Origin of the sequence: Streptomyces sp. NPDC058691, from assembly GCF_042714775.1 — a bacterium.
In the GTDB taxonomy this organism is placed as follows: Bacteria; Actinomycetota; Actinomycetes; order Streptomycetales; family Streptomycetaceae; genus Actinacidiphila.
This window is the reverse complement of sequence record NZ_JBHXSO010000011.1, coordinates 49,800-63,713: the sequence shown is the minus strand read 5'-3', so window position 1 is coordinate 63,713 and position 13,914 is coordinate 49,800. Positions and strand designations below refer to the sequence as shown.

The following is a 13,914-nucleotide window of genomic DNA, read 5'->3' as shown; positions in this document are numbered from 1 at the left end:
GCATGAGCCAGCAGGGGGAGACGGACCGCCGCCAAGAAGACGAGTGGTGGCGGCAGTTGTACGGCCGGCCCGATCCCGGTGCCGGCGAGCAGGACGACACGCTCGACGACCGCTACACGTCGGCGGTCAGCGCGCTGGGCCAGGACCAGGACGCCGCCCCGACCCCTGACCCCGAGCCGGGGCCGCCGGGCCGGGCTGCCGCCGCGGAGCCGGACGCGGACCGGACGGAGTCCGACCCCGGACCTCCCGACACCCTGCGCCTGCGTCGTCAGGCGGCGGCGCCGCCCACGGGCACCGCGCCGCGCCCCTGGCAGTACCAGGGCCCGCCCGCGCCGATGGCGCCCGAGGCGCCGGGGCTCCCCCCGGGCTGGGCGCCCGCCGAACCCGCGTCCGGGCAGGGCGCCACGGTCATCCCGCCGGCCTCGCCCGCGCCGCCCGACGTTCGGGTCCCGGAGGCCCGTACCGCACCCGGAGCGCGCATACCCGGCACCACCGACATACGCGGCATGCCGGGCGCCGCCGAGTCCGCGCCCACCGTCCCCGACACCGCCTATCTCGGCGACGGCCCGCCCACCTACGCCCCCGAGCCGACCGCCTGGCCCCTCGCGGACCCCGACGCGCTCGACGACCTCGTCCCCGACACCGTCCTGGACGGCGCCCGATACGGCGTGCTGACGGTGCGTACGGCCTCCACGCGCGGCGACTCCGCCCGCTACCGGGGCGAACCGCGGCGGGACGCCGTCCTGACCGCCCGCTTCGGGGCGGGGGACGACGCCCTGCTGCTGCTCGCCGTCGCCACCGGCCCGCGCGCCTCCGCCTTCGCCCACCGCGCCGCCCGCGACGCCTGCCACTGGATGGCCTCCGCGGTGGGCCGCAGCCACGCGCGCCTCGCGGAGGACATCCGGGCCTCGCGGCGCGGCTCCCTCAAGTCGGGACTGCACCGTCTGACCGACCGCTGCTGCGGACGGCTGCGGGCCAGGGGCGAGGAACTGGGCCTGGACCCGGCCGAGTACGACGCGAGCCTGCGCTGCCTGCTGCTGCCCGTGGACCCGGAGTGCCGCATCCGGCTGTTCTTCGGCGTCGGCGACGGCGGGCTGTTCCGCATCCGGGGCGGCGAATGGCAGGACCTGGAACCGCTGCGCTCCGGGGAGCCCTCCGAGCCCGAGGACGGTCCGGCCGTGGACTTCCGCTTCCGTGCCTCCGTCGCCCGCCCCGGCGACACGCTGCTGCTGTGCAGCGGCGGCCTCGCCGACCCGCTGCGCGGCGAGCCGGCGCTCGCCGCGCACCTCGCGGAGCGGTGGGGCGCCGCCGAGCCGCCGGGACTCCCGGCCTTCCTCGGCGACGCCCGGACCCGCGTCAAGGGCTACTCCGACGACCGCACCGTGATGGCCGTCTGGGACGCCTGAGGCGGCGCCGGCGTCAGGCGCAGCGTCAGGATCTGGAAGGGGCGCAGGCTCACCGCGACGCCGTCCCCGTCGCGCGGCGCGTCCTGCTCCGGCCGCTCCAGCAGATCCGCGACGCGCGCCCCGGCGAGCGCGAAGCCCGGCGTGAGCGTGCCGGAGGCTCGGCCGCCCCGGGACTCGTACAGGCGCACCACCACGTCCCCCGAGCGGTCGTCGGCGAGCTTGACCGACTCCACCGTGATCCCCGGGTGGCCGACGCGCAGCGGCGGCCGGACGGGCTCCGCCTGCGCGGCGGGACGCAACGGCAGGTTGAGGGCGAGCCCTTCGGCCACCGCGTCGCCGACGGCCGCGCCGGGGAGCAGGGCGTAGGTGAAGCGGTGGGCGCCCCGGTCCGTCTCGGGGTCGGGGCTGTGCGGGGCGCGCAGCAGCGTCAGCCGTACCGTCGTGTCCGTGCCGGAGCGGGCCGCGTCGTGGCCGTACGTGGAGTCGTTGACCAGCGCGATCCCGTAGCCGGGCTCGCCGACGTGCAGCCAGCGGTGGGCGCAGATCTCGAAACGGGCCGCGTCCCAGCCGGTGTTGGCGTGGGTGGGGCGGTGCACATGGCCGAACTGGATCTCGGCGGTGGAGCGGTCGGCGAGCACGTCCAGCGGGAAGGCGGCCTTGAGCACCTTCTCCGACTCGTGCCAGTCGGCGTCGGTCACGACGTCCAGCCGCCGGCTGCCGGCCGTCAGGCACAGCTCCTGGGTGATCCGGCTCCTGCCGAAGGCCCGTACGACGCGGACCACCGCGCGCAGCGGGCCCCGCTCGACGAGCTCGACGGACTCCGCGTCCGTCAGGTCGGTGACCTTGCGGCGGTAGTGGCGGTCGATGTCCCAGGCGTCCCACTTGTTGGGGTGGTCGGGGTGGAGCTGCAGCAGATTGCCGCGGGCGCCCGGGGCAAGCACCTCGCGGCCGGCTGTCAGGTCGTGCACCGACGACAGCAGGCCGTCGGCGTCGACACGGACCCGCAGCAGCCCGTTGTCCAGGACGATCAGGCCGTCCTCCCGCGTGGCGGTGACCGGTTCGCCGATCGCGATCCCGTCCACCGCCGCGCCCCCGAGGGCGGGCACGGCGACGGCCACGGCCGCGCCGCCGTCCGGCAGCGGCTGTGCGACGGTGCCCGGCGGCAGCGCCTCCAGCGCCTCCGCCGTGAGCTCCACGACCTCGCGGCGCGCGTACGGGGAGGCGTTGAGGACGCCCGGCGCGCGGTCGTCCTCCGCGCCGGTGCCGGTGAGGGCGGTCACCGCCCCGGCGATGATCCACTCCAGTTCCTCGCGCACCTCGGCGTAGGTGTCGCGGGCCTCGCGGTGCACCCAGGCGATCGAGCTGCCGGGCAGGATGTCGTGGAACTGGTGGAGCAGCACCGTCTTCCACAACCGGTCGAGGTCCTCGTACGGATACGCGTACCCCTCCGGGTCGCCCAGGGCCGCCGCCGTGCACCACAGCTCGGCCTCCCGCAGCAGGTGCTCGCTGCGGCGGTTGCCCTGCTTGGTCTTCGCCTGCGTGGTGTACGTGGCGCGGTGCAGCTCCAGGTACATCTCGCCGGACCAGACCGGTGCCCGGTCCCCGTACTCGGCCTCAGCCGCGGCGAAGAACGCGGCGGGCTTCTCGATCTCCACCCGCGGCGAGCCCTCCAGGGAGCGCAGCCGGCGGGCCCGCTCCAGCATCTCGCGGGTGGGGCCGCCCCCGCCGTCGCCCCAGCCGAACGGCACCAGGGAACGGGTGGCCCGGCCCTTCTCCGCGAAATTGCGCACCGCGTGCGCGAGTTCACGGCCGTCGAGCTGGGAGTTGTAGGTGTCGACGGGCGGGAAGTGGGTGAACACGCGGGTGCCGTCGATGCCCTCCCACCAGAAGGTGTGGTGCGGCATCTTGTTCGACTGGTTCCAGGACAGCTTCTGGGTGAGGAACCACCGCACCCCGGCCAGCCGGGCCAGCTGAGGGAACGCGGCGGTGTAGCCGAAGGAGTCGGGCAGCCAGATCTCCTCGGTCTCCACGCCCAGTTCGTCCAGGAAGAAGCGCTTGCCGTGGACGAGCTGCCGGGCCAGCGCCTCGCCGCCCGGCATGTTGGCGTCGGACTCCACCCACATGGAGCCGACCGGTGCCCAGTTGCCGGCCCTGACCGCCTGCTGGATGCGCTGCCAGACCACCGGCTGGTTCTCCTTGACCCAGGCGTACTGCTGGGCCTGCGAGCAGGAGAAGACCAGTTCGGGGTAGTCCCGGGCGAGCGCGGTGACATTGGCGAAGGTGCGGGACGCCTTGCGCACGGTCTCGCGCAGCGGCCACAGCCACGCCGAGTCGATGTGGGCGTGGCCGGTCGCGGAGACCCGGTGCGCGCTGGCGTGTGCGGGCCGGGCGAGGGCCTCGGCCAGTTCGCCGCGGGCGGCGGCCGCGGTGCCGGGGACGTCGTGCAGGTCGAGGGCGTCGAGCGCGTCCTCCAGGGAGCGCAGGATCTCGTGCCGGCGGGGGTCGTGGAAGTCCAGCTCGTGCATGAGCCCTTCGAGCACCTCGATGTCCAGCACCAGATGCCAGACGTCCTCGTCCAGGACGGCGAGCTCCGCGGTGTCGAAGCGGTACAGCGGTTCGCGGCCGGCCGTGCGCACGTCGCCGAGCGGGGTGGGCCGCCAGTCACGCAGCACCGCCGGGTTCGCGGCGGCCTCCAGCAGCAGCCGCACCTGCTCGCCGCCCTTGGCGGGGGAGGCGACCGGGACATGACGATTGAGCGGATGGACACCCTTCACGGGCGCGCCCTCGGCGTCGTACACCAGTCCCTCGGTCACGAAGCCCGGCCCGTCGTTGCCGAAGCCGGGGTCGATCACCGCCTCGACCCGGCGGCCCGCCCAGCCGGCGGGGACGGCGCCCTCCAGCCGGAACCAGCTGGTCGACCAGGGCGGCCCCCAGGGCGTACCGGGGGAGAAGGGCTCGAAGGCGCCGTCCGAGAGCGCCTTGAGCGCCTCCCCGACCGGCACCGGCTCGCCGTCCACATGCCACGCCGTCAGGGCGAGCGGCACCCGGTCGGCGTAGATCGCGGGCCTGATGAACTGGCCCATCGCCCTGGTCAGACGTCCCTCGACCAGCAGTCGGTCGTCGTGCATCTCAACTCCTCGGGGTCGGCTCACCGGATGGATTCCCCGTCAATGCGGTGGTGTCCCGTAACGCCCGGAAGACGGACGGGGTTTTCGGGGCATGAGAAAACTCGCACGTCCCGGCGGACTCTCTCGGCGCAGGCTGCTCGGAGCCGCCGCCGCTCTCGCCCCTGTCACCGCGGCCTCGCCGTTGCCCTTGTCCGGTACGGCCGCTGCCGCCGCCCCCGACCCCTACGCGGGGCTAGCCCAGGAGGCCGTCACCGCGTTCCGCAGTGCCTGGGACGCCTACCGGCGCCTCGCCTGGGGACGGGACGAGCTGCGCCCGATCAGCGGCACCGGCTCGGACTTCTTCATCCCGGGCAGCACGCTCGGCCTGACGATCATCGAGGCGCTCGACACGCTCTACCTGATGGAGCTGGACGACGACCTGGCCGCGGGCGCCGAGTGGGTCAAGAACGACCTCGTACTCGACCAGAACGCGCCGGTCCAGGTCTTCGAGACGATCATCCGGCTGGTGGGCGGGCTGCTCTCTGGGCACCTGGCCACCAGGGACCCGGTCCTGCTCGACCGCGCGCGCGAACTCGCCGACCGTCTGCTGCCCGCCTTCACCCGGTCGCCGACCGGGGCCCCTTACCGTTACGTCAACCTGTCCACCGGCGCCGTGAGCGGCAAGGAGAACAACCTCGCCGAGATCGGCACCTGCATCACCGAGTTCGGCGAGCTGTCCCGGCTCACCGGCGACCGGCGCTACTACGACGCCGCCAAGAAGGCGTTGCGCGCCGTCTACGACCGCCGCTCGCGGATCGACCTGGTCGGCACGGCCCTGAACGTCGAGACGGGCGCGTGGACCGGCACCACCGCCACCCTCGACCCGCCCGTCGACTCCTTCTTCGAGTACCTGTGGGACGGCTGGGAGCTGTATCGCGACCCGGACCTGCGGACCTGGTACACCACGCTCACCGCCGCCGTCTTCCGCCACCTGGCCGAGCGGCGCGACGGCCGGCTCTGGTTCCGCCAGGCCGACATGACCACCGGGCGCACCACCGGCCGTTTCCAGTCGGAGCTCACCGCCTTCTACGCAGGACTGCTCGCCCAGAGCGGCCGGATCGCCGACGGGGAGGCCTACCACGACAGTTGGGCCGCCGTGCTCGCCGCCCACCGCCTGCCCCCGGAGATGATCGACTACACCACTCTGCGCGCCGTCGACCCCTCCTACCCCCTGCGTCCCGAATACGTGGACTCCTGTCTCTTCCTCTGGCTCATCACGAAGAAGGACCGCTACCGCGCCCGGGCGCGCGACATGTTCCTGCGGCAGAAGAAGTACTGCAAGGTCCGCAACGGTTACACGGCGATCAGTGATGTGACGACGCGGCCGATGAAGCAGAGTGACCTCACCCCGGCGTACTGGTTCAGCGAGAACGCCAAGTATTACTACCTGCTCTTCGCCAAGGCCCGGCGCTTCGACTATGCCTCCAACTACCTCACCACGGAGGGCAATGTGCTGCGCGGGCTGCGCTGAGAGCGCTGACGGCGCTGATCGCACTGATCGCGCTGACTGATCTGCTCAGCCGGTGACGGCCACCTCCGCTTCGTGCCGGACCGGGAAGTTGACGGAAGAGGCGATGAAGCAGAGCCGGTGGGCGTCCTCGTGCAGGGCGACGGCGGCGTCCACCATGGCGGCCGAGGCCACCTCCACGCGGGGCCGCAGCACGGCCTCGGTGAAGTGGCCGCCGCCGTCGCCGGTTTCCCGCAGGGTGGCCTCGGCGCGGTCGGTGTAGCCGGTGACGACCACTCCCGCGACGGTGCACACATGCAGGTAGGCGAGCATGTGGCACTGCGACAGGGCGGCCAGCTGGAGCTGTTCGGGGTTCCAGCGGGCCGGGTCGCCGCGGAAGGCGGGGTCGGAACTGCCGGGGATCACCGGCACCGGCAGCCCGGGCGCGGAGACCTCGTGCTCGCGGCCGTAGGCGCGGTAAGCGCTCGTTCCCGTGCCGCGGTTGCCGCTCCAGACGACCTCGGTGGCGTAGGTGTGGTGCTTGCTGATGTCGGGCACGGCTACCGCGTCCTCTCGTGTGGGTCTTCCTCGCGTGCGCCGTCCTGCCCGGCGGCGGCACAGGTGTCCGCCACGTGCTCGCGGGCGGTCGCGTGCGCCTCCCCGGCGTGGCCCGCGGTGATGGCGGCGAGCAGCCGGCGGTGCTGGGCGGCGACCTGTTCGAGACGCTCCGGGGCGGCGAGGGAGAGGCGGGTGGAGACCTGGATCTGGTCCCACAGCCGGTCCAGTGTGCCGACCGCCACCGGGTTCGCCGACAGGACGGCGATGCCGCTGTGGAAGCGCCGGTTGTACCGGACCGCATCCTCCAGGCGGCCCGCCGCCGTGGCCTCCTCCGCCTGTGCCGCGACCCGTTCCAGCGCGGTCAGTTCGGCCGGCGCCACCTCCCCGCGCCGCTGCCGTCCGGCGGCCAGCTCGGCGGTCAGCGCCTCCAGGGCACCGCGCACCTCGTAGGCGTGGCGCAGTGCCTCCGGCCCGAGTTCGACCACGCTCACCCCGCGCCCCGCCGAGCGCACCAGCCCGTCCGCCACCAGCGCCCGGAACGCCTCGCGCACCGGTGTACGGCTCATCGCCAGCGCCGCCGCCGTCTCCAGCTCGGTCAGGCGTTGGCCGGGGGCGTACACCCCGTCCAGGATCAGTTCCCGCAGCCGCCGATGGGCGGCGTCCGTCTGCTGCACCCGTCCACTGTATCCATTGCATGCAATGGATACAAGAGCGCAGCGTCCGCGCCCCATGACTGGAAGTGGCCGCGCCGGGGCATGCATTGCGCGTAGATGTTCGACCCCGGAAGGGCGCGAGCTGCCGGAGCGGAGCCGATGGAACGTCAGCCTGCGCAGGCGAGCGACCGGGAGGTCGGGGACACCGCCGTGGCGCACCACCTGCATCGTCCGCTCCAGCACGCCGACCTGCCGGCGGTGGCGGACGTCCGCAGGCTGTTGCGCGAGTCCTTACGGCACTGGGGCGTCCCCGCCCTCGCCGACACCGCCGTCCTGCTCACCACCGAACTCGTCACCAACGCCCTGCGGCACACCGACCGGGGCGCCGTTCTCACCGCCACCCTGTCCACGGCGTCCACGACAGACGCAGCGTCACCGGCGTCCACGGCAGACGCAGCGTCACCGGCGTCCACGGCAGACGCAGCGTCACCGGCGTCCACGGCAGACGCACCATCACCGGCCACCACGGCCGCCGCGCACCGACTGCGTGTGGAGGTACGCGACTTCACCACCCGCCATCCCCGGCTGCGCACCCCCTCCTCGCACGGCACCTCCGGACGCGGCCTGCAGCTCGTCCAGTCCCTCGCCGACGCCTGGGGCGTCCACGCCGAGGGGGACGGCTCCGGCAAGGTCGTGTGGTTCGAACTCGACGCGACCCCCTCCTGAGGAAACGTCAATTCCCCGCACCGCGAACGCCGCTGCCCCGGCCGGGAAGTCCCGGGCCGGGGCAGCGAGGTGACGCGAGGAAGTGGGGGAGGGTCAGCCGTACTGGCGCTCCAGATCCGCCAGCTTGCGCTCCAGGGAGTCGAGCTTGGGCAGCGCCATGGTGTCGTCCTCGGCGGTGAGGTCGATGGTGGTGCGCAGGGCCTCTTCACGGACGGGTGACAGCGCGGGACGGGAGCGCGAGGGCAGTTCGGCCTTCTCCGGCTCTATGGCAGGCTCCGCGGAGGCCTGGGTGCCGGCCGGATTGGCGCTGGGCAGCTCGTACTTGCTGCCACCGCGGTTCCAGATGCGGTGCTGCCGGTTGATGGCCTTGATACGCGCGCGCTCCAGCCGCTCGTGCTCGCGGCGGCGCATCGCCTCCTGGTCCTTGCGGACCCGCTCGTCGCGGACCTCCTCGACCGCCTCGTCCAGGGTGCGGACGTTCTCGAGCAGCATGAGGGACCAGGCGCCGTACGTCTCGCGCGGGGCGCGCAGCCAGCGGACCATGCGGATCTGCGGCAGCGGGCGCGGAATGAGTCCCTGCTCGCGCAGGGCCGCGCGGCGGGTCTGCTTCAGGGCCCGGTCGAAGAGCACGGCCGCGGAGAGCGACATGCCGGCGAAGAACTCCGGGGCGCCGGCGTGGTCGCCGCCGCGCGGGGCGTGCACCCAGTTGAACCAGGCCGCGGCGCCCGCGAACAGCCAGACCAGGATGCGCGAGCCGAGGGCCGCGTCACCGTGGCTGGCCTCGCGGACCGCGAGCACGGAGCAGAACATCGCGGCGCCGTCGAGACCGAACGGCACCAGGTACTCCCAGCCTCCGGACAGGCCCAGGTTCTGCTGGCCGAAGCCGACCAGGCCGTGGAAGGACAGGGCCGCGGCGACGGAGGCGCAGCCGAAGAGCAGGACGTACGAGGCCGTGCCGTACATGGCCTCCTTCTTGCGGCGCCGCTCCTCCGAGCGCTCCCAGGAGTCGCCCTGGGCGGCCTCCTCCTTGCGGGCCTTGCGGTTGCGCAGGAACACCGCCGCGGCGGCGAGGACCGCCACGAACACGGCGCCCGAAAGCGTCCAGTCAAGCGTTATGTCCGTAAATCTCATACGTGCGATTCCTTGCGTCGCAGTACCGTCGCGCTCGGGCCGCGAGACGGCGTTCGCGCGACATCCTGGCGAACGCCTCGGGCGCGTGAAGCGGTTTCGGGACAAGAGAACGCCAACGGAGTGGTGGCGTGGGGAGAGACCGACAGAATACTCGAACTGAGGAGCGCGATTAGCGCAGTTGACCTACTTGAAACCTGCCGCCTGACCTGGCGTCAGGCCGTTCGGCGGGTGTGCTGCGGGGTGTGTGTCCGGTGGTCCGGACAAAAGATCCAAATGAGGTGAGCCTAGCCTTGCTTCGCTTCAGGGGGCACGACGGGAGGTAAGTTCTCGAAGCAGGTCGTGGAGAGTGTTGCAATAGAGGGCGGCGCGCACCGACCGTAGGAGTGCGCCAGGCGCACACCGACCCGTCCGAAGGAGCCCCCGTGGAGTACGCCCCCCGAGCCGCGCGGCGTCCCGAGGCGGCCACCGCCGCCGCGGCCTCCGGGCTGCCGCCCGGCCACGACGAGCTCGTCCGGGGTGCCCATCCGCATGCCGAGCCGCGCCGCGAGGCCGAGCCCCGCCGGGACGCCGTTCCGGGCCAGGCCGAGGCGCTGCCCCGGCCGCGCCGGATGCCCGAGCGGCACTCCGTGCGCGACCAGGTCCTGCGCGCGCTGCGCGGCGCCCTGGTCACCGGTGAGCTGCGGCCGGGCGCCGTGTACTCCGCCCCGGCGCTCGCGGAGCGCTTCGGGGTCTCGGCCACACCCGTCCGCGAGGCCATGCAGCTGCTGGCCCGCGAAGGCGCCGTCGAGGCCCTGCCCAACAAGGGCTTCCGGGTCGCCGAGCGCAGCCGCCGGGACCGCGCGGAACTCGCCGAGGTGCGCGCGCTCATCGAGGTGCCCGTCGTCCTGCGGCTGGCCCGCACCGTGCCGCCCTCCCGCTGGGAGCAGCTGCGGCCGCTGGCGGAGGCCACCGTCGCCGCCGCCGCGCTCGGCGACCGTGTCGCCTACGCCGAGGCCGACCGGGCCTTCCACCGCGCGCTCCTGGAGGTCTCCGGCAACCGGCAGCTCGTCGCCGTCGCGGAGGAGCTGCACCGCCGCGCCCAGTGGCCCGTCGCCGAGGACCACGCCCGCGCCGGCGGCGCGCCGCGCGGAATCCGCGCGGAACTCGTCGCCGACGCCGGCGAGCACGCCGCGCTCCTGGAGGCCCTCGTCAGCGGGGACCTCCCCGTGGTCGAGGCACTGACCCGCGGCCATTACGGCGGCTGAAGGGCCCCAAGGACCACGCACCTTGCGTCCCAGCGCCATCCGGGGCGGGAGGCGCGGAGCGCTGTCGGGCCACGTGCTCCAGGCACCGGTGACCTTCCCGGTCGGCCTGTGCGGCAACACCGTCGATGTGATCGGCCCGTCGAACCCGGTGTCCGGCGAATCCGGCTGACCGACGGCGGCCACGGCCGGCGGAACTAGTCGCCGGTGCACGGGCGTTGTCGCCCCCCGTCGACGGTGTCGCCTGCGTCGACGCGATCGCTCGTCACTCGATGGGGTGAGCCACCAATCTCTGCCCGGGGGCGTGACGAATCACTGGCATGAGGATCTTGGGCACGCGGCACACGCGGCAACCGGCGGGCGGTGCGCCCGGCACCGAATCCGAGTCGGATTCGGTGCGATGCGGCCATGGTCTCCTGCCCCGCGCCCGCGCCCACGGCCCCTCCCGTAACCACGAACTCCCCTAACCCCGAACCGCGAGGGCCGGCTTCATGAGCCCGCCTCCCCCTGAACGAACGATCAAGGAGATTCCCCGATGAACACCCTGCGCCTGCGCCGTGCCGCGATCGCCGTGGCCACCGCCGCCGTCCTGCCGCTCGCCCTGACCGCCTGCGGCGGCGACGACACCAAGGACAGCGGCTCCAAGGCCGCCTCCTCCACGGCGCCCTCCAGCCCGGCCGGCGAGTCCGTGAGCCAGGGCCCGGGGGATGCGATGGCGATGGACAAGCCCTTCGGTGCGGCGTGTTCGGCGGTGCCGGAGGACGGCGCCGGCAGCTTCGACGGGATGGCCCAGGACCCGGTGGCGACGGCGGCGTCGAACAACCCGGTGCTGTCCACGCTGGTGGCCGCGGTGAAGAAGGCCGGTCTGGTCGACACCCTCAACGGCGCCCAGAACATCACGGTGTTCGCGCCGACGAACGACGCGTTCGCGAAGATCCCGAAGGCCGATCTGGACAAGGTCCTGAACGACAAGGCCACCCTCACCAAGATCCTCACGTACCACGTGGTGGGGCAGCGGCTGACGCCCGCGCAGCTGGCGAACGGTTCGTTCAGCACGCTGGAGAAGGGCAAGCTCACCACGGCCGGTTCCGGTGCGGACTACACGGTCAACGACTCCTCGCACGTGGTGTGCGGCAACGTGACCACCTCCAACGCCACCGTCTACATCGTCGACACCGTCCTCATGCCCAAGTAGGCGACCGAGACCGGGCGGCCCGGGGGAGGGGAACGGCTGTGCGCGACGAGCGCCGCGCACACCTCCCCCCGGGCCGTCCTCCCCCTCCGCGGGACTTCGCCGGAACCCCAGGGCCCCGCAGAACCCACGGCCCCACCCACTTTGGAGACCCCCATGGACGTCGCGGCCCCCGGCGACCCCTCCGCGGCACCGCAGCACGGGTTCCTGGAGGCGCTGATCGGCCGCATCGCACGCGGCGACCAGGAGGCGTTCGAGACCCTCTACACCGCGATGGCCGGCTCCGTGCTCGGCCTCGTGCGCAAACTGCTGCGGGACGCGGCGCAGTCCGAGGAGGTCGCCCAGGAGGTCCTCATCGAGGTGTGGCGGTCCGCGGCCCGCTTCGACCCGGACAAGGGCAGCGCCACGGCGTGGATCATGACGGTCGCCCACCGGCGGGCCGTGGACCGGGTCCGCTCCGTCCAGCGGGCCGCCGACCGGGAGCACAAAGCGGCCGTCCGCGATTACGAGACGGCGTTCGACGTCGTCAGCGACCAGGTCGAGCGGCGCCTGGAACGCGAGCAGGTGCGCCGCTGCCTCAGCCGGCTCACCGACCTCCAGCGCGAGTCGGTGACGATGGCCTACTACCGCGGATACACCCACCAAGAGACCGCCGACCTGCTGAACGCGCCTTTGGGCACGGTCAAGACACGGCTCAGGGACGGTCTCATCCGGCTTCGCGACTGCCTGGGGGTAACGGCATGACGTCCACCGACGCGCACACCCTGACCGGCGCCTACGTTCTGGACGCCCTGTCGGAACGGGAGACCCGGGACTTCAAGGGGCACTTGGCGCGGTGCGAGACCTGCACCGCCGAGGTACGGGAGTTCCACGAGACCGCGGCACGCCTGGCCCTGGCCGCCGCGGTGGTCCCCCCGGCGTTTCTGCGCGCCCGGGTCATGGCGGCGCTCCCCGGTGTCAGGCAGCTTCCGCCGCTGCTGACCGGGACCGCCGGTGTGGTGCCCCTGGGCGGGCGGCGGTGGCGCGAGCGCCTGCCGTCGCTGGTCGCCGCCGCCTGCCTGGCCTCGGCGGCCGTGCTCGGGAGCTGGGCCGTCCACACCCGGCAGGCCGTCGACGGGGAGCGGGTGCGCGCCGTCCGGGCCCAGCAGCGGGCGGAGGCGCTGGCCGCGGTGATGGCCGACCCGCAGGCGAGGTTCCGCACCGCCGGGCTCGGCGGGGGCGGCACCGCGACCCTGGTGGTCTCCGCCCGGCAGGGCCGCGCGGCGCTCCTCTACGATGCGCTGCCGGCGCTCGCGGACCAGCGGGTCTACCAGCTCTGGTACAGCGACGACGGCGGGATGCGGCCCGCCGGGCTGCTCGACGCGGGACAGCGCACCGGAGCCGTCCTGCTCTCCGGTGACTCCCGGTCGGCCGAGGCGGTCGGCATCACCGCGGAACCGCACGGCGGCTCGCCCGCGCCCACGAGCGCGCCGCTGGCCCTGCTCGCGGTGTGACCGCTCCAGGAGGGGGTCCCTACGGGCGGTCCCTACGCCGCCTCCTCCGTGTCCAGGGTCTCCGCGAGCCACACGGGCACGCCGCCGAGCAGCCGGAACAGCCGGGCGGCCTCGGCCCGCAGCCGGGCCGCCTCCGGCTCGGGTTCCACGGTCGCCAGCGCGGCGAGCGCCGGTGCCGTCCCGATGAGGTACCCCGTCTCCACGCGCAGCCGCAGCGACTCCGCGAAACCGCGCCGGGCCGCGGCGATGTCGCCGTCCCGGGCCGCCAGCCCGGCCAGATGGCGCCAGGTGAACGAGGTCAGCAGCGCGTCCCCGTGCGCCTCGGCACCCGCGTGCGCCCGCAGGTAGGAGGCCCGGGCCGCCGTCGCGTCGTCGCCCAGCTTCTCGGCCACCAGGCCTCGCCGGAAGTCCAGCAGCGGCCGCCCGGCCGCACCCGGCTCCAGCAGCGCGGCGCTGCGCATCAGGGCCGCCCGTGCCTCGTCCGCGCGGTCCCGCGGCCCGAAGAGCGTCGCGAGGTACGCCAGGTTCCCCCGTTCGCAGGAGGCCTCGCCGCGCTCGTTGTCGGTACGGGCCAGGGCCTCCGCCGTGCGCAGCGCGTCCTCGGCCTCCGCCCAGCCGTCCAGGGTGAACATGCACCGCTCGATCAGCAGCGCGGCCCGCCGAGTGGCGGCCTCGGGCCGCTCCGCGGCGTACGGCGCCAGCAGGGCCGCGGCCTCCGTCCAGCAGCCCCGGTTGCGCAGCCGTGTCACGTCGGGTGGCGCAGCGCCGCCTTCGGCCGTCGGTCCCACCTGTGCGTCCGACATGGCGGTGTCCGCCACTTGCCCTCCCGAAGCGCGTCATCGAGCTCGTTGGGCGAAGTCCAGCACGGCACGGGGTGCCGCGCCAAGAGGGCGGACACGC

At 73.7% G+C, this 13,914-nt stretch carries 13 protein-coding genes; 8 read left to right on the top strand and 5 right to left on the bottom strand.

From position 1 onward, the window contains the following. Positions 1–2: 2 nt before the first annotated feature. Positions 3–1,406: a protein phosphatase 2C domain-containing protein gene (locus ACFWVC_RS10445; protein ID WP_384281637.1), complete on the top strand. Its 1,404-nt coding sequence runs from the start codon at positions 3–5 to the stop codon at positions 1,404–1,406. On the opposite strand, the gene ACFWVC_RS10440 is transcribed toward ACFWVC_RS10445, so the two are convergent. Beyond that, positions 1,364–4,534, bottom strand: a complete 3,171-nt coding sequence (locus tag ACFWVC_RS10440) for an alpha-mannosidase (protein ID WP_384281634.1) — start codon at positions 4,532–4,534, stop codon at positions 1,364–1,366. The genes ACFWVC_RS10445 and ACFWVC_RS10440 overlap by 43 nt on opposite strands. Before the next feature lie 91 nt (positions 4,535–4,625). On the opposite strand from ACFWVC_RS10440, the gene ACFWVC_RS10435 reads away from it, so the two are divergent. Beyond that, positions 4,626–6,044: a glycoside hydrolase family 47 protein gene (locus ACFWVC_RS10435; RefSeq protein WP_384281631.1), complete on the top strand. Its 1,419-nt coding sequence runs from the start codon at positions 4,626–4,628 to the stop codon at positions 6,042–6,044. Positions 6,045–6,089: 45 nt separating this feature from the next. On the opposite strand, the gene ACFWVC_RS10430 is transcribed toward ACFWVC_RS10435, so the two are convergent. Together ACFWVC_RS10430 and ACFWVC_RS10425 are read right to left on the bottom strand one after the other, a co-directional pair. Further along, the gene (locus ACFWVC_RS10430; protein ID WP_384281629.1) at positions 6,090–6,578 is read right to left on the bottom strand and encodes an OsmC family protein; all 489 of its coding nucleotides are present in this window, start codon (positions 6,576–6,578) and stop codon (positions 6,090–6,092) included. A 2-nt stretch (positions 6,579–6,580) separates the two neighbouring features. Beyond that, positions 6,581–7,252 carry a GntR family transcriptional regulator gene (locus ACFWVC_RS10425; RefSeq protein WP_384281626.1) on the bottom strand — a complete coding sequence of 224 codons (672 nt, stop codon included), beginning with the start codon at positions 7,250–7,252 and terminating at the stop codon, positions 6,581–6,583. 138 nt (positions 7,253–7,390) lie between these two features. Here ACFWVC_RS10425 and ACFWVC_RS10420 point away from each other — a divergent pair, with 138 nt between their 5' ends. After that, positions 7,391–7,957, top strand: a complete 567-nt coding sequence (locus tag ACFWVC_RS10420) for an ATP-binding protein (RefSeq protein ID WP_384281624.1) — start codon at positions 7,391–7,393, stop codon at positions 7,955–7,957. A gap of 93 nt (positions 7,958–8,050) precedes the next feature. On the opposite strand, the gene ACFWVC_RS10415 is transcribed toward ACFWVC_RS10420, so the two are convergent. Further along, complete coding sequence (locus ACFWVC_RS10415) at positions 8,051–9,088, bottom strand: DUF2637 domain-containing protein (RefSeq protein WP_384281621.1); 1,038 nt, start codon at positions 9,086–9,088, stop codon at positions 8,051–8,053. A gap of 422 nt (positions 9,089–9,510) precedes the next feature. Between ACFWVC_RS10415 and ACFWVC_RS10410 the strand changes: the two genes are divergently transcribed. The 5 genes from ACFWVC_RS10410 (at position 9,511) to ACFWVC_RS10390 (ending at position 13,014) form a co-directional block, all read left to right on the top strand. Then, the gene (locus tag ACFWVC_RS10410) at positions 9,511–10,332 is read left to right on the top strand and encodes a GntR family transcriptional regulator (RefSeq protein ID WP_384281620.1); all 822 of its coding nucleotides are present in this window, start codon (positions 9,511–9,513) and stop codon (positions 10,330–10,332) included. A 22-nt stretch (positions 10,333–10,354) separates the two neighbouring features. Beyond that, on the top strand, positions 10,355–10,501 hold the full coding sequence (locus ACFWVC_RS10405) for a chaplin family protein (RefSeq protein WP_384281618.1): 147 nt from the start codon (positions 10,355–10,357) through the stop codon (positions 10,499–10,501). A gap of 363 nt (positions 10,502–10,864) precedes the next feature. Beyond that, entirely contained in the window at positions 10,865–11,524 is a 660-nt protein-coding gene (locus ACFWVC_RS10400; RefSeq protein WP_384281615.1) for a fasciclin domain-containing protein, read from the top strand. A gap of 153 nt (positions 11,525–11,677) precedes the next feature. Then, positions 11,678–12,265, top strand: coding sequence for an ECF RNA polymerase sigma factor SigK (gene sigK, locus ACFWVC_RS10395; protein ID WP_384281613.1), 588 nt, complete (start codon positions 11,678–11,680; stop codon positions 12,263–12,265). Next, positions 12,262–13,014 (top strand): anti-sigma factor domain-containing protein, encoded by a 753-nt coding sequence (locus tag ACFWVC_RS10390; protein WP_384281610.1) that lies wholly within the window; start codon positions 12,262–12,264, stop codon positions 13,012–13,014. The genes sigK and ACFWVC_RS10390 overlap by 4 nt, the downstream gene beginning before the upstream one ends. A 32-nt stretch (positions 13,015–13,046) precedes the next feature. Here ACFWVC_RS10390 and ACFWVC_RS10385 read toward each other — a convergent pair whose 3' ends face one another. Further along, positions 13,047–13,817, bottom strand: a complete 771-nt coding sequence (locus ACFWVC_RS10385) for a hypothetical protein (protein WP_384281959.1) — start codon at positions 13,815–13,817, stop codon at positions 13,047–13,049. Between the last annotated feature and the right edge of the window lie 97 nt (positions 13,818–13,914).

Coding starts and splice junctions, on each gene's coding strand:
- ACFWVC_RS10385 (WP_384281959.1), bottom strand. CDS start 13,817: ATGTCGGACGCACAGGTGGGACCGACGGCCGAAGGCGGCGCTGCGCCA.
- ACFWVC_RS10445 (WP_384281637.1), top strand. CDS start 3: ATGAGCCAGCAGGGGGAGACGGACCGCCGCCAAGAAGACGAGTGGTGG.
- ACFWVC_RS10390 (WP_384281610.1), top strand. CDS start 12,262: ATGACGTCCACCGACGCGCACACCCTGACCGGCGCCTACGTTCTGGAC.
- ACFWVC_RS10435 (WP_384281631.1), top strand. CDS start 4,626: ATGAGAAAACTCGCACGTCCCGGCGGACTCTCTCGGCGCAGGCTGCTC.
- ACFWVC_RS10420 (WP_384281624.1), top strand. CDS start 7,391: ATGGAACGTCAGCCTGCGCAGGCGAGCGACCGGGAGGTCGGGGACACC.
- sigK (WP_384281613.1), top strand. CDS start 11,678: ATGGACGTCGCGGCCCCCGGCGACCCCTCCGCGGCACCGCAGCACGGG.
- ACFWVC_RS10400 (WP_384281615.1), top strand. CDS start 10,865: ATGAACACCCTGCGCCTGCGCCGTGCCGCGATCGCCGTGGCCACCGCC.
- ACFWVC_RS10440 (WP_384281634.1), bottom strand. CDS start 4,534: ATGCACGACGACCGACTGCTGGTCGAGGGACGTCTGACCAGGGCGATG.
- ACFWVC_RS10415 (WP_384281621.1), bottom strand. CDS start 9,088: ATGAGATTTACGGACATAACGCTTGACTGGACGCTTTCGGGCGCCGTG.